The 14,934-nt window shown below is 72.3% G+C and carries 13 protein-coding genes; 7 read left to right on the top strand and 6 right to left on the bottom strand.

Annotated elements, in window-relative coordinates:
• The first annotated feature begins 115 nt into the window (after positions 1–115).
• Entirely contained in the window at positions 116–1,705 is a 1,590-nt protein-coding gene (locus tag ACFYVL_RS10940; RefSeq protein WP_389243036.1) for an APC family permease, read from the top strand.
• 218 nt (positions 1,706–1,923) lie between these two features.
• Here the strand turns inward: ACFYVL_RS10940 and ACFYVL_RS10945 are convergent, their stop codons facing one another.
• Together ACFYVL_RS10945 and ACFYVL_RS10950 are read right to left on the bottom strand one after the other, a co-directional pair.
• Positions 1,924–3,498: a CehA/McbA family metallohydrolase gene (locus ACFYVL_RS10945; RefSeq protein WP_389243038.1), complete on the bottom strand. Its 1,575-nt coding sequence runs from the start codon at positions 3,496–3,498 to the stop codon at positions 1,924–1,926.
• 20 nt (positions 3,499–3,518) lie between these two features.
• Complete coding sequence (locus tag ACFYVL_RS10950; protein WP_389243040.1) at positions 3,519–3,881, bottom strand: hypothetical protein; 363 nt, start codon at positions 3,879–3,881, stop codon at positions 3,519–3,521.
• A gap of 108 nt (positions 3,882–3,989) precedes the next feature.
• Between ACFYVL_RS10950 and ACFYVL_RS10955 the strand changes: the two genes are divergently transcribed.
• Complete coding sequence (locus tag ACFYVL_RS10955; RefSeq protein ID WP_389243042.1) at positions 3,990–4,817, top strand: TIGR03619 family F420-dependent LLM class oxidoreductase; 828 nt, start codon at positions 3,990–3,992, stop codon at positions 4,815–4,817.
• Between the two features lie 22 nt (positions 4,818–4,839).
• Here the strand turns inward: ACFYVL_RS10955 and ACFYVL_RS10960 are convergent, their stop codons facing one another.
• A complete protein-coding gene (locus ACFYVL_RS10960) occupies positions 4,840–5,292 on the bottom strand; it encodes an SSI family serine proteinase inhibitor (RefSeq protein ID WP_389243044.1) in 453 nt (150 codons plus the stop codon).
• Between the two features lie 96 nt (positions 5,293–5,388).
• Between ACFYVL_RS10960 and ACFYVL_RS10965 the strand changes: the two genes are divergently transcribed.
• The 4 genes from ACFYVL_RS10965 to ACFYVL_RS10980 all read left to right on the top strand — a co-directional run bounded on the left by ACFYVL_RS10965 (position 5,389) and on the right by ACFYVL_RS10980 (position 11,514).
• On the top strand, positions 5,389–8,013 hold the full coding sequence (locus ACFYVL_RS10965) for a bifunctional FO biosynthesis protein CofGH (RefSeq protein WP_389243046.1): 2,625 nt from the start codon (positions 5,389–5,391) through the stop codon (positions 8,011–8,013).
• 192 nt (positions 8,014–8,205) lie between these two features.
• Positions 8,206–8,721, top strand: a complete 516-nt coding sequence (locus ACFYVL_RS10970; RefSeq protein ID WP_389243048.1) for a hypothetical protein — start codon at positions 8,206–8,208, stop codon at positions 8,719–8,721.
• A gap of 73 nt (positions 8,722–8,794) precedes the next feature.
• Entirely contained in the window at positions 8,795–10,237 is a 1,443-nt protein-coding gene (locus ACFYVL_RS10975; RefSeq protein ID WP_389243050.1) for a flotillin family protein, read from the top strand.
• 134 nt (positions 10,238–10,371) lie between these two features.
• A complete protein-coding gene (locus tag ACFYVL_RS10980; protein WP_389243052.1) occupies positions 10,372–11,514 on the top strand; it encodes an ADP-ribosylglycohydrolase family protein in 1,143 nt (380 codons plus the stop codon).
• 32 nt (positions 11,515–11,546) lie between these two features.
• Here ACFYVL_RS10980 and ACFYVL_RS10985 read toward each other — a convergent pair whose 3' ends face one another.
• Entirely contained in the window at positions 11,547–12,332 is a 786-nt protein-coding gene (locus tag ACFYVL_RS10985) for an SDR family oxidoreductase (protein WP_389243054.1), read from the bottom strand.
• 107 nt (positions 12,333–12,439) lie between these two features.
• Between ACFYVL_RS10985 and ACFYVL_RS10990 the strand changes: the two genes are divergently transcribed.
• On the top strand, positions 12,440–13,279 hold the full coding sequence (locus tag ACFYVL_RS10990; RefSeq protein WP_389243056.1) for a hypothetical protein: 840 nt from the start codon (positions 12,440–12,442) through the stop codon (positions 13,277–13,279).
• 151 nt (positions 13,280–13,430) lie between these two features.
• On the opposite strand, the gene ACFYVL_RS10995 is transcribed toward ACFYVL_RS10990, so the two are convergent.
• Positions 13,431–13,637, bottom strand: coding sequence for a DUF397 domain-containing protein (locus tag ACFYVL_RS10995; protein ID WP_389243058.1), 207 nt, complete (start codon positions 13,635–13,637; stop codon positions 13,431–13,433).
• 201 nt (positions 13,638–13,838) lie between these two features.
• The gene (locus tag ACFYVL_RS11000; RefSeq protein ID WP_389243060.1) at positions 13,839–14,714 is read right to left on the bottom strand and encodes a helix-turn-helix domain-containing protein; all 876 of its coding nucleotides are present in this window, start codon (positions 14,712–14,714) and stop codon (positions 13,839–13,841) included.
• Between the last annotated feature and the right edge of the window lie 220 nt (positions 14,715–14,934).

Here is a 14,934-nt window from a genome sequence, read left to right on the forward strand (position 1 = left end):
CCTTTGGTCCCTGGATATCCTTGATCCATGAGGTATTTGTACCTCTCAACTCAAGGATTTCGTAACGGACTTTTGTCCTCCGGATGTGGAAACCGCAGGACTTAACGTCCTGTTCATGACTCAGGTGGAAACGAAGCCGCAGACCGGAGACCCGGTAAGGGGCGTCTCCCGAGGGGGCGCCCCCGACAGCTCCGGCGACGGCGTACGCGACAAGGGCCTCGGCGGGAACTCCGTGGGCCTCCTCGGCAGCGCCGTCATCGGCATCTCCACCGTGGCCCCCGTCTACTGTCTGACCTCGACGCTCGGCTCCACGGCCGGCGAGGTCGGCCTCCAGATGCCCGCGATCTTCCTCGCCGGGTTCCTGCCGATGCTGCTGGTCGCCTTCGCGTACCGCGAGCTGAACCGGGTCATGCCCGACTGCGGCACCTCCTTCACCTGGACCGTGAAGGCCTTCGGCCCCCGGGTCGGCTGGATGTGCGGCTGGGGCCTGGTGGTCGCGACGATCATCGTGCTCTCCAACCTCGCCGGCGTCGCCACCTCGTACTTCTGGCTGCTGGCGGGCGAGCTGACCGGCAGCGACCGGATCGCGGCCCTGGAGGACAACAAGGCCGTCCACATCCTCACCTGCCTCGCCCTGATCGCCCTGGCGACCCTGGTCAGCTACCGGGGCATGACCGCCACCAAGGGCGTCCAGTACGCCCTCGTCGGCCTCCAGCTCGTCGTCCTCGCGCTCTTCGTCGCGATGGCCTTCAGCAAGGCGGGCAGCGACCTTCCCGGGTTCGCGGGCGGCCTCGACTTCTCCTGGTCCTGGTTCAACCCCTTCTCGGTCGGCTCCTTCGCCGCCTTCACCGCGGGCCTCTCGCTCTCGATCTTCATGTACTGGGGCTGGGACGCCTGCCTGACCGCCAACGAGGAGACCACCGGCAGCGAGAAGACGCCCGGCCGCGCCGCCCTCATCGCGATGGTCGTCCTCGTCGGCTCGTACCTGGCCACCGCCGTCGCCGCGCAGATGGCCGTCGGCTCCGGCGACAAGGGTCTGGGCCTCGGCAACCCGGACACCTCCGACAACGTCTTCGCCGCCCTCGCCGGCCCCGTGATGGGCCCGGTCCTCGGCATCCTGCTCTTCGTCGCCGTCCTGGCCTCCGCTACCGCGAGCCTCCAGACGACCTTCATCCCGGTCGCCCGCACGGTCCTCGCGATGTCCGCGTACGAGGCCCTGCCCGCCTCGTACTCCCGGGTGCACCCCCGCTTCAAGAGCCCGGGGCGCGCCACCGTCCACGCGGGCGTGGCCACCGGCATCTTCTACACGGTGATGACCCTGGTCAGCGAGCACGTCCTGGTCGACACGATCTACGCGCTCGGCCTCATGATCTGCTTCTACTACGCGCTGACGTCGTTCGCCTGCGCCTGGTACTTCCGCCGCGACCTGACGAAGTCCGCGCGCGACGCGCTCTTCAAGGGGGTCTTCCCGGTCCTCGGCGGCACCCTGCTGACCGGCGTCTTCGCCAAGACGCTGTACGACATGTGGGACCCGGCCTACGGCAGCGGCTCCTCCGTCTTCGGCGTCGGCTCGGTCTTCGTGATCGGCGTCGGCCTGCTCCTGGTCGGCTTCCTGATCATGCTGGTGATGCAGCGCCGCAGCCCGGCCTTCTTCCGCGGCGAAATCCTCACCAAAGAAACCCCCTCCCTCACCATCCAGGACTAACCCCCTCGCCCCGCCCCCGCCCCCTCGCCCCGCCCGAGCCCCCTCGGGCGGCGGGGCCGCCCTTTCCCACCCACCCCCGCCCCCTTGGGCGGCGGGGCCGCCCCCGGGGGCGGAACGGGCGGGCAAGGGGGCGGCCCCCGACGGAGCCGCACCACCCGGCCCCGCCCGGCCCCCGCCCCGTACCGCACACCCCCCGTACCGCCCCCGGAGGCCCCCGCCTACCGCCCCACCCCCACGAACACCGGATTCGTGAACGCCGCCACCGCCCCCGGCAACCCCACCCCCGGCACCCCCACCGGCACCGGCCGCCTCACCTCCGCCCGCACATACCCCGCGTACGACCCGCTCGTCGTCCACGAGAGACCGCCCGGACCCCCACCGCACACCGTCCCCTGATCCGTCACCAGGTGCGTCGTCCAGTCCGCCCCGGCCCCCGTCACGGCCAGCCGTACCGTCACCGCCTCGCCCGCCGCCACCGACAGCCGCTCGCCGAGCCCCGCCGACCGCCCCCGCGCCCCCGTGACGCGCAGGTCGACGGAGAGGTCCGCGGACTCGGCGACGTACGACCGCCCGGCCCGGATCCCCTCCAGGACCGCCCCGCGCGACAGGCCGTCCGCCAGGACGACCGTCTGCGGCAGCCCCACCCGGTCCGGATCGCGGTGCGCGTCGCTGTTGCCCATGGCGGGCACCCACCGCCCGCCCCGGCCCAGCGTCCTGTCCCACGCCTGCAACGACACCTCGTCGTCCGGCGTCCAGGGCCCGTTCCACACCTCCACCGCGTCCGCCTCCGCGAACCCGAACTGCCAGGCGCAGCCCAGACAGGTGGCATGGGGGTGGGCGGGCACCACCAGGCCGCCCGCCCGCCGGATCTCCCGGGCGAAGTGCCCGAACCGGTTGTCCCGCGCCCGGTACCGCCAGTCGACGTGCGTGCCCGGCGCGGTGCCCAGCGCCAGCACGTGCCCGTTGCGCGTGGTGACCTCCTCGCCGGTCAGCACGAGCAGGTCGTCGCCCCACAGCCCGTCCCAGTGCCGGTGCGAGGAGGGCGTGTTGTGCTCCGTCGTGGTGATGAAGTCCAGTCCGGCGGCCCTGGCCAGCGCGGCGATCTCCGCGGGCGTGCGTCTGCCGTCCGAGTGCACGGAGTGCAGATGGCAGTCGCCCCGGTACCAGGCCCGCCCGCGTCCCGCCGCCCGCTGTGGCGGGTACACCGGCCGGGGCGTGGGCGCCGTCGGCCCCGGCACGAGCGTGATCGTCACCGAGTACGGCAGCCCGCCCGGCGCCACCGTGTACGGCGCCAGCGCCACGTGCCAGGTGCCGGGGCGGACCGGGCCCGGCAGATAGCCGGGCGTCGCCGCGTCACCCCGGAGGAAGAACTCCGTGCGCGCACCGCCCGACCAGCCCCGGAACCCCCGGCCGCCCAGTGCCGTGCCGCGCTCGTCGAAGACGCCGATGTCGAGGGCGTTGCCCGGCGTCCCCGGCGGCACGGGCGGCCGTTCGTAGCGGTAGGAGACCCGCAACTCGCCGATTCCGCGCGGCACTTCGAAGGGCAGGTGCACGAAGTCCGGCGCCCCGGGCGGCAGCGTCCCCGACACGGTCCGGCTCAGCGGCCCGTCGCCCGGCGCGGCACCCGCTCCGCCGCCCGGCGCCGCCCGCGCGAAGCTCACCGTCCCGAGAGTGAGCGCCGCCGCCGCACCCACGGTGAACAGGGCGCGGCGGCTCGTCGGCGCGGAGCCCGCGGCGGGGCTCTCCGCGGCATCGGCGGCAGGGGATTCGGCCGGGACATCGGATGGAGTCATGGGCCGGGATTCTGGCGCACTCAGGTGCTGCGCCGGTTGCGGCGGACCAGCCACAGGATGACCAGTACCAGCACGATCACCACGAGCACGCCGATGATGAGCCCGGCGCCGAAGCCCTTCTTCTTCTTTTTCTTCTTCTTCGGCTTGGACTTCGAGACGGTGGCGCTGTCGGCGAGGCCGCTCTGCGCCCGCGTCACGACGGCGGTGCCCGGGTGCGCGCCGGCGTGGCCGGTGACCGCGCCCGCCGTGCTTCCCGTGCTCGCCGCGCTCGCCGTCGCCGTGCGGGGCGTCGCCGCCGCCGTAGACAGCGACATCGCGGGTGCCGCCAGCAGCAACGTGCCGGCCAGCAGGAATGTGGTGGTGGTCCTGGTGTGCATGCGCATGGTGGCGCGCCTTTCCCCGTCCGTGCCGGGTCCTCGTGGACCTCTCGGCTTTCGGCACCGTACGCCCTACCGTGTGACCGCCAACAGGCGCTCGACACAGGAGGTTGTATGCGGATCGCTGCCACCATCTTTCTGACGGACGAGACGATCACACCGGTACGGCTGGCGACGGAACTGGAGCGGCGCGGCTTCGCCGGGCTCTACCTCCCGGAGCACACCCACATCCCGGTCAGCCGGGAGACGCCCAACCCGTCGGGCGGCGAACTGCCGCGCGAGTACGGGCGGACCCTCGACCCGTTCGTGGCGCTCGGCCAGGCGTCGGCGGTCACCGAGCGGCTCGGGCTCGGCACCGGCGTCACCCTGCTCGCCCAGCACGACCCGATCGACCTGGCCAAGCAGATCGCCACCCTCGACCACCTGTCCGGCGGCCGGTTCACCCTCGGCGTCGGCTTCGGCTGGAACAAGGAGGAGGCCGCCGACCACGGGGTGCGGTGGTCGACCCGGCGCGACCTCGCGCGCGACCGGATGGCGCTGATGCGCGCCCTGTGGAGCGAACAACCGACCGCCTACAAGGGCGAGTTCGGTTCGGTGCAGGCCAGCGAGGCGCACCCCAAGCCGCACGGCGGCGCCCCGCGCGTGCTCGTCGGAGGGGCCGCCGGGCCGAAGATGTTCGACCACATCACGCAGTACGCGGACGGCTGGATGCCGATCGGCGGGCGCGGCCTCGGCGAGGCGATCCCGGCGCTGCGCCAGGTGTGGGAGGCGGCCGGGCGCGACGCGGCGGACCTCCAGGTCGTGCCGTACGCGGTGCTGCCGACCCCCGGCAAGCTGGAGCACTACGGGCAGTTGGGCATCGGGGAAGTGGTGCTCCAGCTGCCGCCCGCCGGGGAGGACGAGGTGCTGCGCACGCTCGACGAGTACGCGCGCTACCTCTGAACCACGCCCACCCCGTGCGCCCCTACCGCACCGCGCCGTCGCCCATGCCCGACGTGGGCGGCAGCAGCGGGCGCATCGCGTCCCACCGGGCGATCTCGCAGCCGTTGGTGCGCCGGTAGTCCGTGTCCACCGGGCGGCCCGCCCAGACGCCGGTGACGCGGGCGGTCTCCGGGCCGCCGTAGACGTCCGTGCAGAGCGCGTCCGGCGGCACCGGTGCGAACGGGTCCTTGCCCCACACCGTCGCCCCGTCGAGGCTGTCGCAGGCCTCCTGGGGCTCGGGGTGGGTGCCGGCCGCGGGGTGGCAGAACAGCTCGTACGCCCCGTCGGAGGGACCCGTTCCGGTGAGCGTGACGGTCAGGTGGTCCCCGGCCCGCCCCGCCGCGCCGGGCGCCGGGTGCGCGACGGCGGAAGCGGAAGCGGCGCTGGTCAGCAGGGCCAGCACGGGCAGGGCGAGGACGGCGGTACGGCGCAGCATACGGGTCTCCGAAGGACGGAAGGGACAGCTCGGTGTGCTGCGTCTAACGCCCCCACGTCCCGAATGTCACGCAGGCATCGAACGTATCCTCGGGGGATGACGAGCTCCGCAGCGCAGCCCACCGGACCGACCGGAACGCCCCCGACCGAGAACTCCATGCGCCGCGCCCTCAAACGTGCCCGGGACGGTGTCGCCCTCGACGCCGCCGAGGCCGCCGTCCTCCTCCAGGCGCGCGGCGACGACCTCACCGACCTCTGCGCGTCGGCGGCGCGCGTGCGGGACGCGGGACTCGACGCCGTCGGACGGCCGGGCGTCATCACGTACTCCAAGAAGGTCTTCATCCCGCTCACCCGGCTCTGCCGCGACAAGTGCCACTACTGCACCTTCGTCACCGTCCCCGGCAAGCTGCGCCGGGCCGGGCACGGCATGTACCTGTCGCCGGACGAGGTGCTGGAGATCGCCCGCGCGGGTGCGGAAATGGGCTGCAAGGAAGCGCTGTTCACGCTCGGCGACCGGCCGGAGGAGCGCTGGCCGGAGGCGCGCGAGTGGCTGGCGGCGGAGGGGTACGACGACACCCTCGCCTATGTGCGCGCCATGGCCATCAGGGTCCTGGAGGAGACCGGACTCCTGCCGCACCTGAACCCCGGCGTCATGTCCTGGACCGAACTCCAGCGGCTCAAGCCCGTCGCGCCCTCGATGGGCATGATGCTGGAGACCACGGCGACCCGGCTGTGGTCGGAGCCCGGCGGCCCGCACCACGGCTCCCCGGACAAGGAGCCCGCGGTCCGCCTGCGCGCGCTGGAGGACGCGGGCCGCTCCAACGTCCCCTTCACCACCGGCATCCTCATCGGCATCGGCGAGAACTACGAGGAGCGCGCCGACTCGCTGTTCGCGCTGCGCAGGACGGCACGGGCGTACCACGGCATCCAGGAAGTGATCGTCCAGAACTTCCGGGCCAAGCCGGACACCGCGATGGGGCGGATGCCGGACGCCGAGCTGGAGGAACTGGCGGCGGCCATTGCCGTCGCCCGGCACATACTCGGCCCCTCGGCCCGCATCCAGGCCCCGCCGAACCTCGTGGACGACGAGTACGCGCTGATCATCGGCGCGGGCATCGACGACTGGGGCGGCGTCTCCCCGCTCACCCCCGACCACGTCAACCCCGAGCGCCCCTGGCCGCACATCGACCAACTCGCCGAACGCACCCGCGAGTCGGGCTTCGAACTGCGCGAACGGCTCACCATCTACCCGGAGTTCGTCCGGCGCGGCGAGCCGTGGCTCGACCCGCGGCTGCTGCCGCACGTGGGCGCGCTCGCCGACCCGCAGACCGGGCTCGCCCGCACGGACGTCACGCCCACCGGCCTGCCCTGGCAGGAGCCCGACGAGGCGTTCACCGCCAGCGGGCGCACCGATCTGCACCACACCATCGACACCGAGGGCCGCACCGGCGACCGGCGCGACGACTTCGACGCCGTGTACGGCGACTGGGAGGCGCTGCGCGAGGCGGCGGCACCCGGCATGGTGCCCTCGCAGCTGTCCGGCGACGTCAGCCGCGTCGACGGCGAACTGAAGGCCGCGCTCTCGCAGGCCGCCGACGACCCCACGAAGCTGAACGACGCCCAGGCGCTGGCGCTGCTGCACGCGGACGGCCCGGCGCTCGACGCGCTCTGCCGGATCGCGGACACCCTGCGCCGGGACGTGGTCGGCGACGACGTGACGTACATCGTCACGCGCAACATCAACTTCACCAACGTCTGCTACACCGGCTGCCGTTTCTGCGCCTTCGCGCAGCGCCGCACCGACGCCGACGCCTACACCCTCTCCCTGGACCAGGTCGCCGACCGGGCCGCCCAGGCGTGGGACGTCGGCGCCGTCGAGGTGTGCATGCAGGGCGGCATCCACCCGGACCTGCCGGGCACCGCGTACTTCGACATCGCGAAGGCCGTGAAGGACCGCGTGCCGGACATGCACGTGCACGCCTTCTCGCCGATGGAGGTCGTCAACGGGGCCACCCGCACCGGGCTCTCCTTCCGCGAGTGGCTGACCGCCGCGAAGGAGGCGGGCCTCGGGTCGATCCCCGGCACCGCCGCCGAGATCCTCGACGACGAGGTCCGCTGGATCCTCACCAAGGGCAAACTGCCCACCGCCGAATGGATCGAGGTCGTCAGGACGGCGCACGAGGTGGGACTGCGGTCCTCCTCCACGATGATGTACGGGCACGTGGACCAGCCCCGGCACTGGCTCGGCCACCTGCGCACGCTGGCCCGCATCCAGCAGGAGACCGGCGGCTTCACGGAGTTCGTGACGCTGCCGTTCATCCACACCAACGCGCCCGTGTACCTGGCCGGCATCGCCCGGCCGGGCCCCACCGTCCGCGACAACCGGGCCGTCACCGCCATGGCCCGCCTGCTGCTCCACCCGCACATCACCAACATCCAGACCAGCTGGGTCAAGCTCGGCGCCGAGGGCGCCGCGGAGATGCTGCGGTCCGGGGCCAACGACCTCGGTGGCACGCTGATGGAGGAGACCATCTCCCGGATGGCCGGGTCGAGCTACGGCTCGTACCGCTCCATCCAGGACCTGGTCGCCATCGCCGACGCCGCGGGCCGGCCCTCCCGGCCCCGTACGACGCTCTACGGCGAGGTGCCCGAGGAGCGGATCGCCGCCGCGCACGCCTCCGACGGCCATCTCCCGCAACTGCTGCCGGTACTGGGCGACTGACGGCGCAACCGGACGGGACAGGAGGGCGTCGTCGCAGCAGCGACGACGCCCTTCGTGCGACCGCGGTTCCACGGGTGTCCGGCATTAAGAACGCGTAAAGACTGCCGGGATCCGGCAACGACGGATGTCAGTGCGATGTGCGACCCTTCGGTTACGTCAAGGAACCGGCGCGCACGGGGGGAAGGAGCGGGAATGACACTGTTTCTGGGTCTCGGCATCGCGGGTGTGGTGCTCCTGCTCCTCGCGCTGGTCTTCGACGGACTGCTGGAGGGTCTGTTCCACGGCTTCTCCGCACTGGAGGGGCTGTTCGACGGATGGCTCTCCCTGCCGGTCGTCGCCGGATTCACCGCGATGCTCGGCTTCGGTGGTGCGATCACACTGGGCACCACCGGCCTCGGTGCCGGCGCCGCAACGGGGGTCGGCGCCGTCGCCGGGGTCGTAGCGGCCTGGCTGACCTGGAAGTTCAGCCGCGCTCTGATGCGGGATCAGACCGACGCGACACCACGCGGGGAGGACCTCGTCGGCACTCCGGGATCGGTCGTCACCGCGATCCCGGCCGGCGGGTACGGCGAAGTGCTCGTCCACCTCGGCGGCCAGCCGGTGAAGTACGCGGCGAAGAGCGAGAAACCGGTGCTCCGGGGCGCCGACGTGTGGGTCGAGGCGACGCTGTCGTCCACCTCCGTCTCCGTACGCCCCGTCGAGCGCTGAGCGCCCGCCTCCCCACGGACCGGCGCCCCCTCCCGCACGCACACAACCGCTCAACCATCACGAGGGATTGCCCATGAGCCCAGTCGTCATCGCGGTCGTCGGAGTCGTCGTACTCCTCGTCCTGCTCGGTCTCGTCGTCGTCACGCGCTACAAGGTCGCGGGGCCGAGCGAGGCGTTCATCATCACCGGGCGGCGCGGCAAGAAGTCCACCGACCCGGTGACCGGCCGGGTCGTGACCGACAACAGCGGCCAGAAGGTCGTGGTGGGCGGCGGCGTCTTCGTCGTCCCGTTCGTCCAGCAGAAGTCCACCCTCGACCTCTCCAGCCGGCAGATCCCGATCTCGGTGCGCGGCGCGGTCACCCTGCGCGGTGTGAAGGCCAACCTCGAAGGCGTCGCCATCGTCAAGGTCGGCGGCAACGAGGACGCGATCCGGGCCGCCGCCCAGCGCTTCCTCCAGCAGCAGGGCCAGGTCGTCAGCTTCACCCAGGAAGTGCTCTCCGGCGCGCTGCGCGCCATCGTCGGCCGGATGTCGGTCGAGGACATCATCCGGGACCGGGCCGCGTTCGCCGGCCAGGTCGCCGAGGAGGCCGAGGCCAGCCTCTCCGGGCAGGGCCTGGTCCTGGACGCCTTCCAGATCCACGACATCACCACCGAGGGCTCCTACCTGGAGGACCTGGGCCGGCCCGAGGCCGCCCGCGCCCGCCAGGAGGCCGACATCGCCGAGGCCATCGCCAAGCGCGCCTCCGAGCAGGCCCGGCTGAAGGCCGCCGAGGAGATCGCCGTCGCCGAGCGGACCTACTACCTCAAGCAGGCCGAGATCCGCGTCGAGACCGAGGCCGCCGCCGCCAAGGCCAACGCCGCCGGTCCGCTCGCCGAGGCCGCCCGCCAGCAGGAGGTCCTCTCCGAGCAGGAGAAGGTCGCCCAGCGCCAGGCCGCCCTGACCGACCGCGAACTCGACACCAAGGTCCGCAAGCCCGCCGACGCCGCCCGCTACCAGGCCGAGCAGGAGGCCGAGGCCCGCAGGATCAGCCAGGTCAAGGAGGCCGAGGCGGACGCCGAGCGCTCCCGGCTGACCGGTGAGGGCGAGAAGCTGCGCCGTGCCGCGCTCGCCGAGGCCGTCCGGATCGAGGGCGAGTCCGAGGCCGCGGCCATCGCCGCGAAGGGTTCGGCGGAGGCCGAGGCCATGCAGAAGAAGGCCGACGCCTTCGAGCGGTACGGCGACGCGGCCGTCATCCAGATGCTCGTCGAGGCGCTGCCGCAGGTCGTCGCCAAGGCGTCCGAGCCGCTCAGCGCGGTCGACAAGATGACGGTGATCTCCACCGACGGCGCCTCCCGCCTCTCCCGCACCGTCACCGACAACGTCGCCCAGGGCATGGAACTGCTCAGCTCCACCACCGGCGTCGACCTCGCGGAACTCCTGAAGGGGGTCGCCGCCAAGGGCAAGGGCGGCGACCGGGTACCGGCGCAGCCCGCCGCGGCGGACCCCGGCAACGGTCAGATCTCCATCACCGACTGACCCCGAACCGCAGAGCCCGTGTCGGGTTTCGACACGGGCTCTGCGGCTATGACCGACTTGTGGCTGGTGGGGACCTGTAAGGGACCTGAGGAGTCACAAGCCGATCGGATACCGATCAAGTAGCGTGTCGCGCCATGAGCAGTACAGCCGTCCCCGCCGACACTGCCACCCCCGCGAACCCCGTCTGGGGCCGCGCGGAGCAGCAGGACTTCCGCAGCCGGGTGCGCGGCGCACTGCTCGGCGGAGCCATCGGCGACGCGCTCGGCGCCCCCGTCGACGCCCTGCCGCTGAGCGCCGTACGGGAGATTCACGGCGTCGCCGGGCTCCTCGACCTGGCACCCGCGTACGGCAGGCGGGGCGCGGTCACCGCGGCCACCCAGCTCACCCTCTTCACCGTCGACGGACTCGTCCGCGCCCAGGTCCGCCGCGACACCGGCGCCTGGCACCCGCCCACCGACCTGCACCGCGCCTACCTGCGCTGGTCCGCCACCCAGCACGACTGGGGCCCCGACGAGCGCCGCGCCGAGGACGGCTGGCTGGCCCGCGAGGAGTGGCTGTACGCCCGCAGGTCGCCCGGCCGCGAATGCCTCAACGCCTTCCGCGAACCGACGATGGGCACCCTCGAAAACCCCCGGAACCCGGACTCCACCGACCCGGCGGCGGTCGCCCGCTCCGCCCCCTTCGGGCTGCTCGTCGGCTGGGAGCCGCAACTGGTGCTCCAGCTCGCCGTCGAGTGCGCCGCCCAGAGCCACGGCCACCCCGCCTCCACCCTCGCCGCGGGCGCGCTCGCCGTCCTCGTGCACGGGCTGGCCCGCGGCGAGGGCCCCGCCACCGCCGTCCAGCGCACCCTCGCCCTGCTGGCCACCCGCCCCGGCCACGAGCCCGTCACGCACGCGCTGCACACCGCGCTGGGGGCGGTGCGCCGGGGCACGCCGACCCCGGAGCGGGTGGCGGAGCTCGGCGACGCACGCACCCCGCAGGGAGTGCTCGCGGTCGCCCTGTACTGCGCGCTCGTCGGCGAGGACATCCGGCACGGACTGCGGCTGGCGGTCAACCACGACGGGGCCTCCGCCACCACCGGCGCACTGTGCGGGGCCCTGCTGGGCGCCCTGCACGGCGAGACGGCGCTGCCGCCGGGCTGGCTCGCGGAACTGGAGGGCCGGCCGACCGTCCTGGAGCTCGCCGACGACTTCGCGATGGAGATGACCCAGGGCCCGGCCCTGCACGGCCCGACCGCGAGCGCCCCGGGCTGGCTGGCCAGATACCCGCGCGCCTGAGCGACCCGCGCCCGGCGGGCAACTCCCGGCGCTCAGCGCATCAGCTCCCCGGCGTTCACCAGCAGCTGCTGTCCCGTGATCGCCCGCGCCCGGTCCGAGGCGAAGAAGAGCACCGCGTCCGCTACGTCCGCGTCGGTCGCCATCTCCGGCAGCGCCATCCGCGCGTCCAGCCGCTCCCGCACCCGCGCCTCCTCGACACCCTCGGCCTGGGCCGCGTACGCCACGAAGCCCTGCACCGGCGGGCCCCACATCCAGCCCGGCAGCACCGTGTTGACCCTGATCCGTGACGGCCCCAGCTCACGTGCCAGGGAGTACATCGCCGAGGTCAGCGCCCCCTTCGACGCCGCGTACGCGGCCTGCCGCACCTCGCTGGGGCTGGCGATCGCCGACTGCGTACCGATGAGGACGACCGAGCCGCCGCGCTCCTTGAGCGCGGGCAGGCAGGCGCGCGTCATCCGCAGCGTGCCGAGCAGATTGACGTCCAGGACCTGCTGCCAGGCATCGAAGTCGGCGTCCTGGAGACCGCCGAAGTGGGTGTCGTACGCGGCGACGTGGACCACCGCGTCGATGCCGCCGAAGCGCTCCACCGCCAGGGCGGCCAGCCGCGCGCAGGCCTGCTCGTCGGTGATGTCGGTCGGCAGGTACGCGGTCCGTGTGCCGTCCGGGTCCAGTTCGGCGGCGGCCTTGGCGAGGTTGGCCTCGGTGCGCGCGCCCAGCACGGCGTTGCCGCCGTCGCGCAGCACCGCCGCGGCCACCTGGTGACCGAGCCCGGCACCCACCCCGGAGACGACGACGGTCTTTCCCTCGACGAGCTTCACGCGGTTGCCTCCGGACTCTGGCCGAATGTCTGACGGACCGTCAGAGTAGGTGTCTTCGGTACGGGTGGGAAGACACCCGTGCGGACACCCAGCCGGAGGGGACGGGCATGAGCGAGGACACCCGGAGCGAGACCTACGCGGAACTTGCGGCCGTCGGGCCCTACGGAGTACGGCCCGGCCACGCCCTGATCACCATGGTCGAGCCGCACCCGGGCCAGGAGTACGCCTACAACCGCTGGTACGAGGACGACCACTTCGTGGCGGGCGCGATGGCCATGCCGTGGATGTACGCCGGGCGCCGCTGGGTCGCCACCCGCGACCTGCAACTCCTGCGCTACCCGGCCGAGTCGGCGGTCGCCGACCCCGTCACCGCCGGCTGCTACCTCAGCACGTACTGGATCACCGAGGGCCGCTACGACGAGCACATGAAGTGGACCGTCGGCATCAACAAGCGGCTCAACCGGGACGGCCGGGTCCATCAGGCCCGCACCCATGTCTTCACCGCGTTCCAGGACCACGAGGCGACCGTCTACCGCGACGGAGCCGCGGGACCGCGCGACTTCCACGTCCTCGACCACCCCTACCGGGGCCTGGTGCTGGAGGTGATCGACGCCGAGAGCCCCCAGCGGCGGGCGGAACTGGTGGAGTGGCTGCGCTCGGCGCACCTGCCCAAGCAGCTCGCCGGTTCACCGGCGGCGATGGTCACGGTCTTCCGGCCGACCCCGCTGCCCGGCGACCGGATGACGTACGTCAAGCAGGTCGAGGGCGTCGACACCCGGCTCACGCTGCTGTGGTTCCTGGAGGAGGATCCTCGCGAACACTGGCAGGAACGCTTCGGCGGACTCGGCGAAGCGGTGGCCGGGGCGGGGCTCGGACGGGTGGAACTGGTGGCACCGTTCATCCCCACCATGGTGGGGACGGACCGGTACGTCGACGAACTTCGGTAGGGCGGTTCAAACGATCGGGAGCCGGAACCGGAGAGTGGAAAAGCCCCCTCGGCCAGGACGGCGGGCCGGTCGAGAGGGCTCCGTTGCGCTGCTCTGTCGGTGCCCGCGGCACACGCGGATCAACTGCGTGCCGCACGCGGCGACAAGGGGATCAACGTCCGAGGGAACCCTGGCCGACCTCGGCGATGAACGACATCCACGCGCCCGGGACGAAGGAGATCGAGGGGCCCTCGGGTGCCTTCGAGTCACGCACGTCAATGGCGTGCGAAACCGGGGACTTCACTTCGACGCACGCGCCGTTTCCGCCGGAGTAAGAGGACTTCGTCCACTCGGCCGTCGCGCCCTTGAGAATTGCCATGTCCGTTCCGCCTTCACCAGTCGTTGTGAGCTGCCAACGCTCTTGCTTGGCGTGATCGACGCTACGCCGGAACTCTTCCGGGCACAGGGGACGTTCACTCGACTGGATGGCATATTCCGGCGGATCTTCCACTGGCCCATGCGGAAGGTGTACGGTTCGCAACCTCCGTTGGCCGTACCCGTGTTGAGCGGTTCGTGCGGGCTATCCCTCGCGCTCCGCGCTCGCGTACTCCTTGGCGATCTTCTCGATGAAAAGGTGCGAGTCCTCGACGCTCAGCGCCTTGGCCCGCAGGTGCTCGTACATTCCCGTGTACTTCTGCACGTCGGGCGTCTTCTCCAGATAGAGGTCGCTCGTCACGCCCTCGATGTAGACCACGCTGGAATCGGACGTCTCGGGGAATTCGAGAATGGCGTAGTGACCGCTGAGCCCGGTGTGGGCGCCCGCCCTGAACGGCAGTACCTGGATGGTCACATGGGGCAGCCGGGCCAGCTCCTGGAGATGCTCCAGCTGCGCCAGCATCAGGTGCCGGTCGCCGACGACCCGGCGCAGCGCCGCCTCGTCGATCACCGCCCACAGCCGCAGCGGCGACGTGCTGGTGGTGACGCGCTCCTGCCTGCGCAGCCGTACGCCGACCCGCTTCGCCCACTCCTCGGGCGGGTTCTCGGGCAGCGCGCCGGAGATGACCGCCTCCGCGTACTGCGGCGTCTGGAGCAGACCGGGCACGATCTGCGGCTCGTACACCCGCAGGTTGTCGGCGTCGGTCTCCAGACCGATGTAGACGCTGTACGGGATGTCGCCGAACGCGTGCCACCAGCCCTGCTGGCGCGAGTCCTTGGCCATCTGCATCAGCGACTCGACCACCCTGGGGTCCTCCACCTCGTACACCCCGCAGAGGTCGCGCACATCGCGCGGGCTGATGCTGCGGCGGCCGTTCTCCAACCGGCTGATCTTCGACTGGGAGACCAGGAGCCGCTCGGCGACGCCTTCCGCCGTCATGCCTTTGAGCTCTCGGAGGCGACGCAACTCCTGGCCCAGTCGGCGTCGCCTGACGGTGGGATTGACATTGGGGGACGCCACGGGAACTGCACCTCCGGCTGCGTGCTGCGCGTATCTACTGTTCAGCAGACTGCCACCAACCGGCCTGGCCGCGCTGCCGAATGGACACACAGGGTGCCGCGACGGGCACGCATCCGCAGGAGCCCGGAGGGCCGCCGTGGCCGGAAACCCGCGCCGGGGGCGGGAAACGCGCGCCGCGGAAGCCGAACACGCGCGGGGCGGCGGCCCGGCCCTCGTCCGG

This window comes from Streptomyces sp. NPDC004111, assembly GCF_042874215.1.
GTDB lineage: Bacteria > Actinomycetota > Actinomycetes > Streptomycetales > Streptomycetaceae > Streptomyces.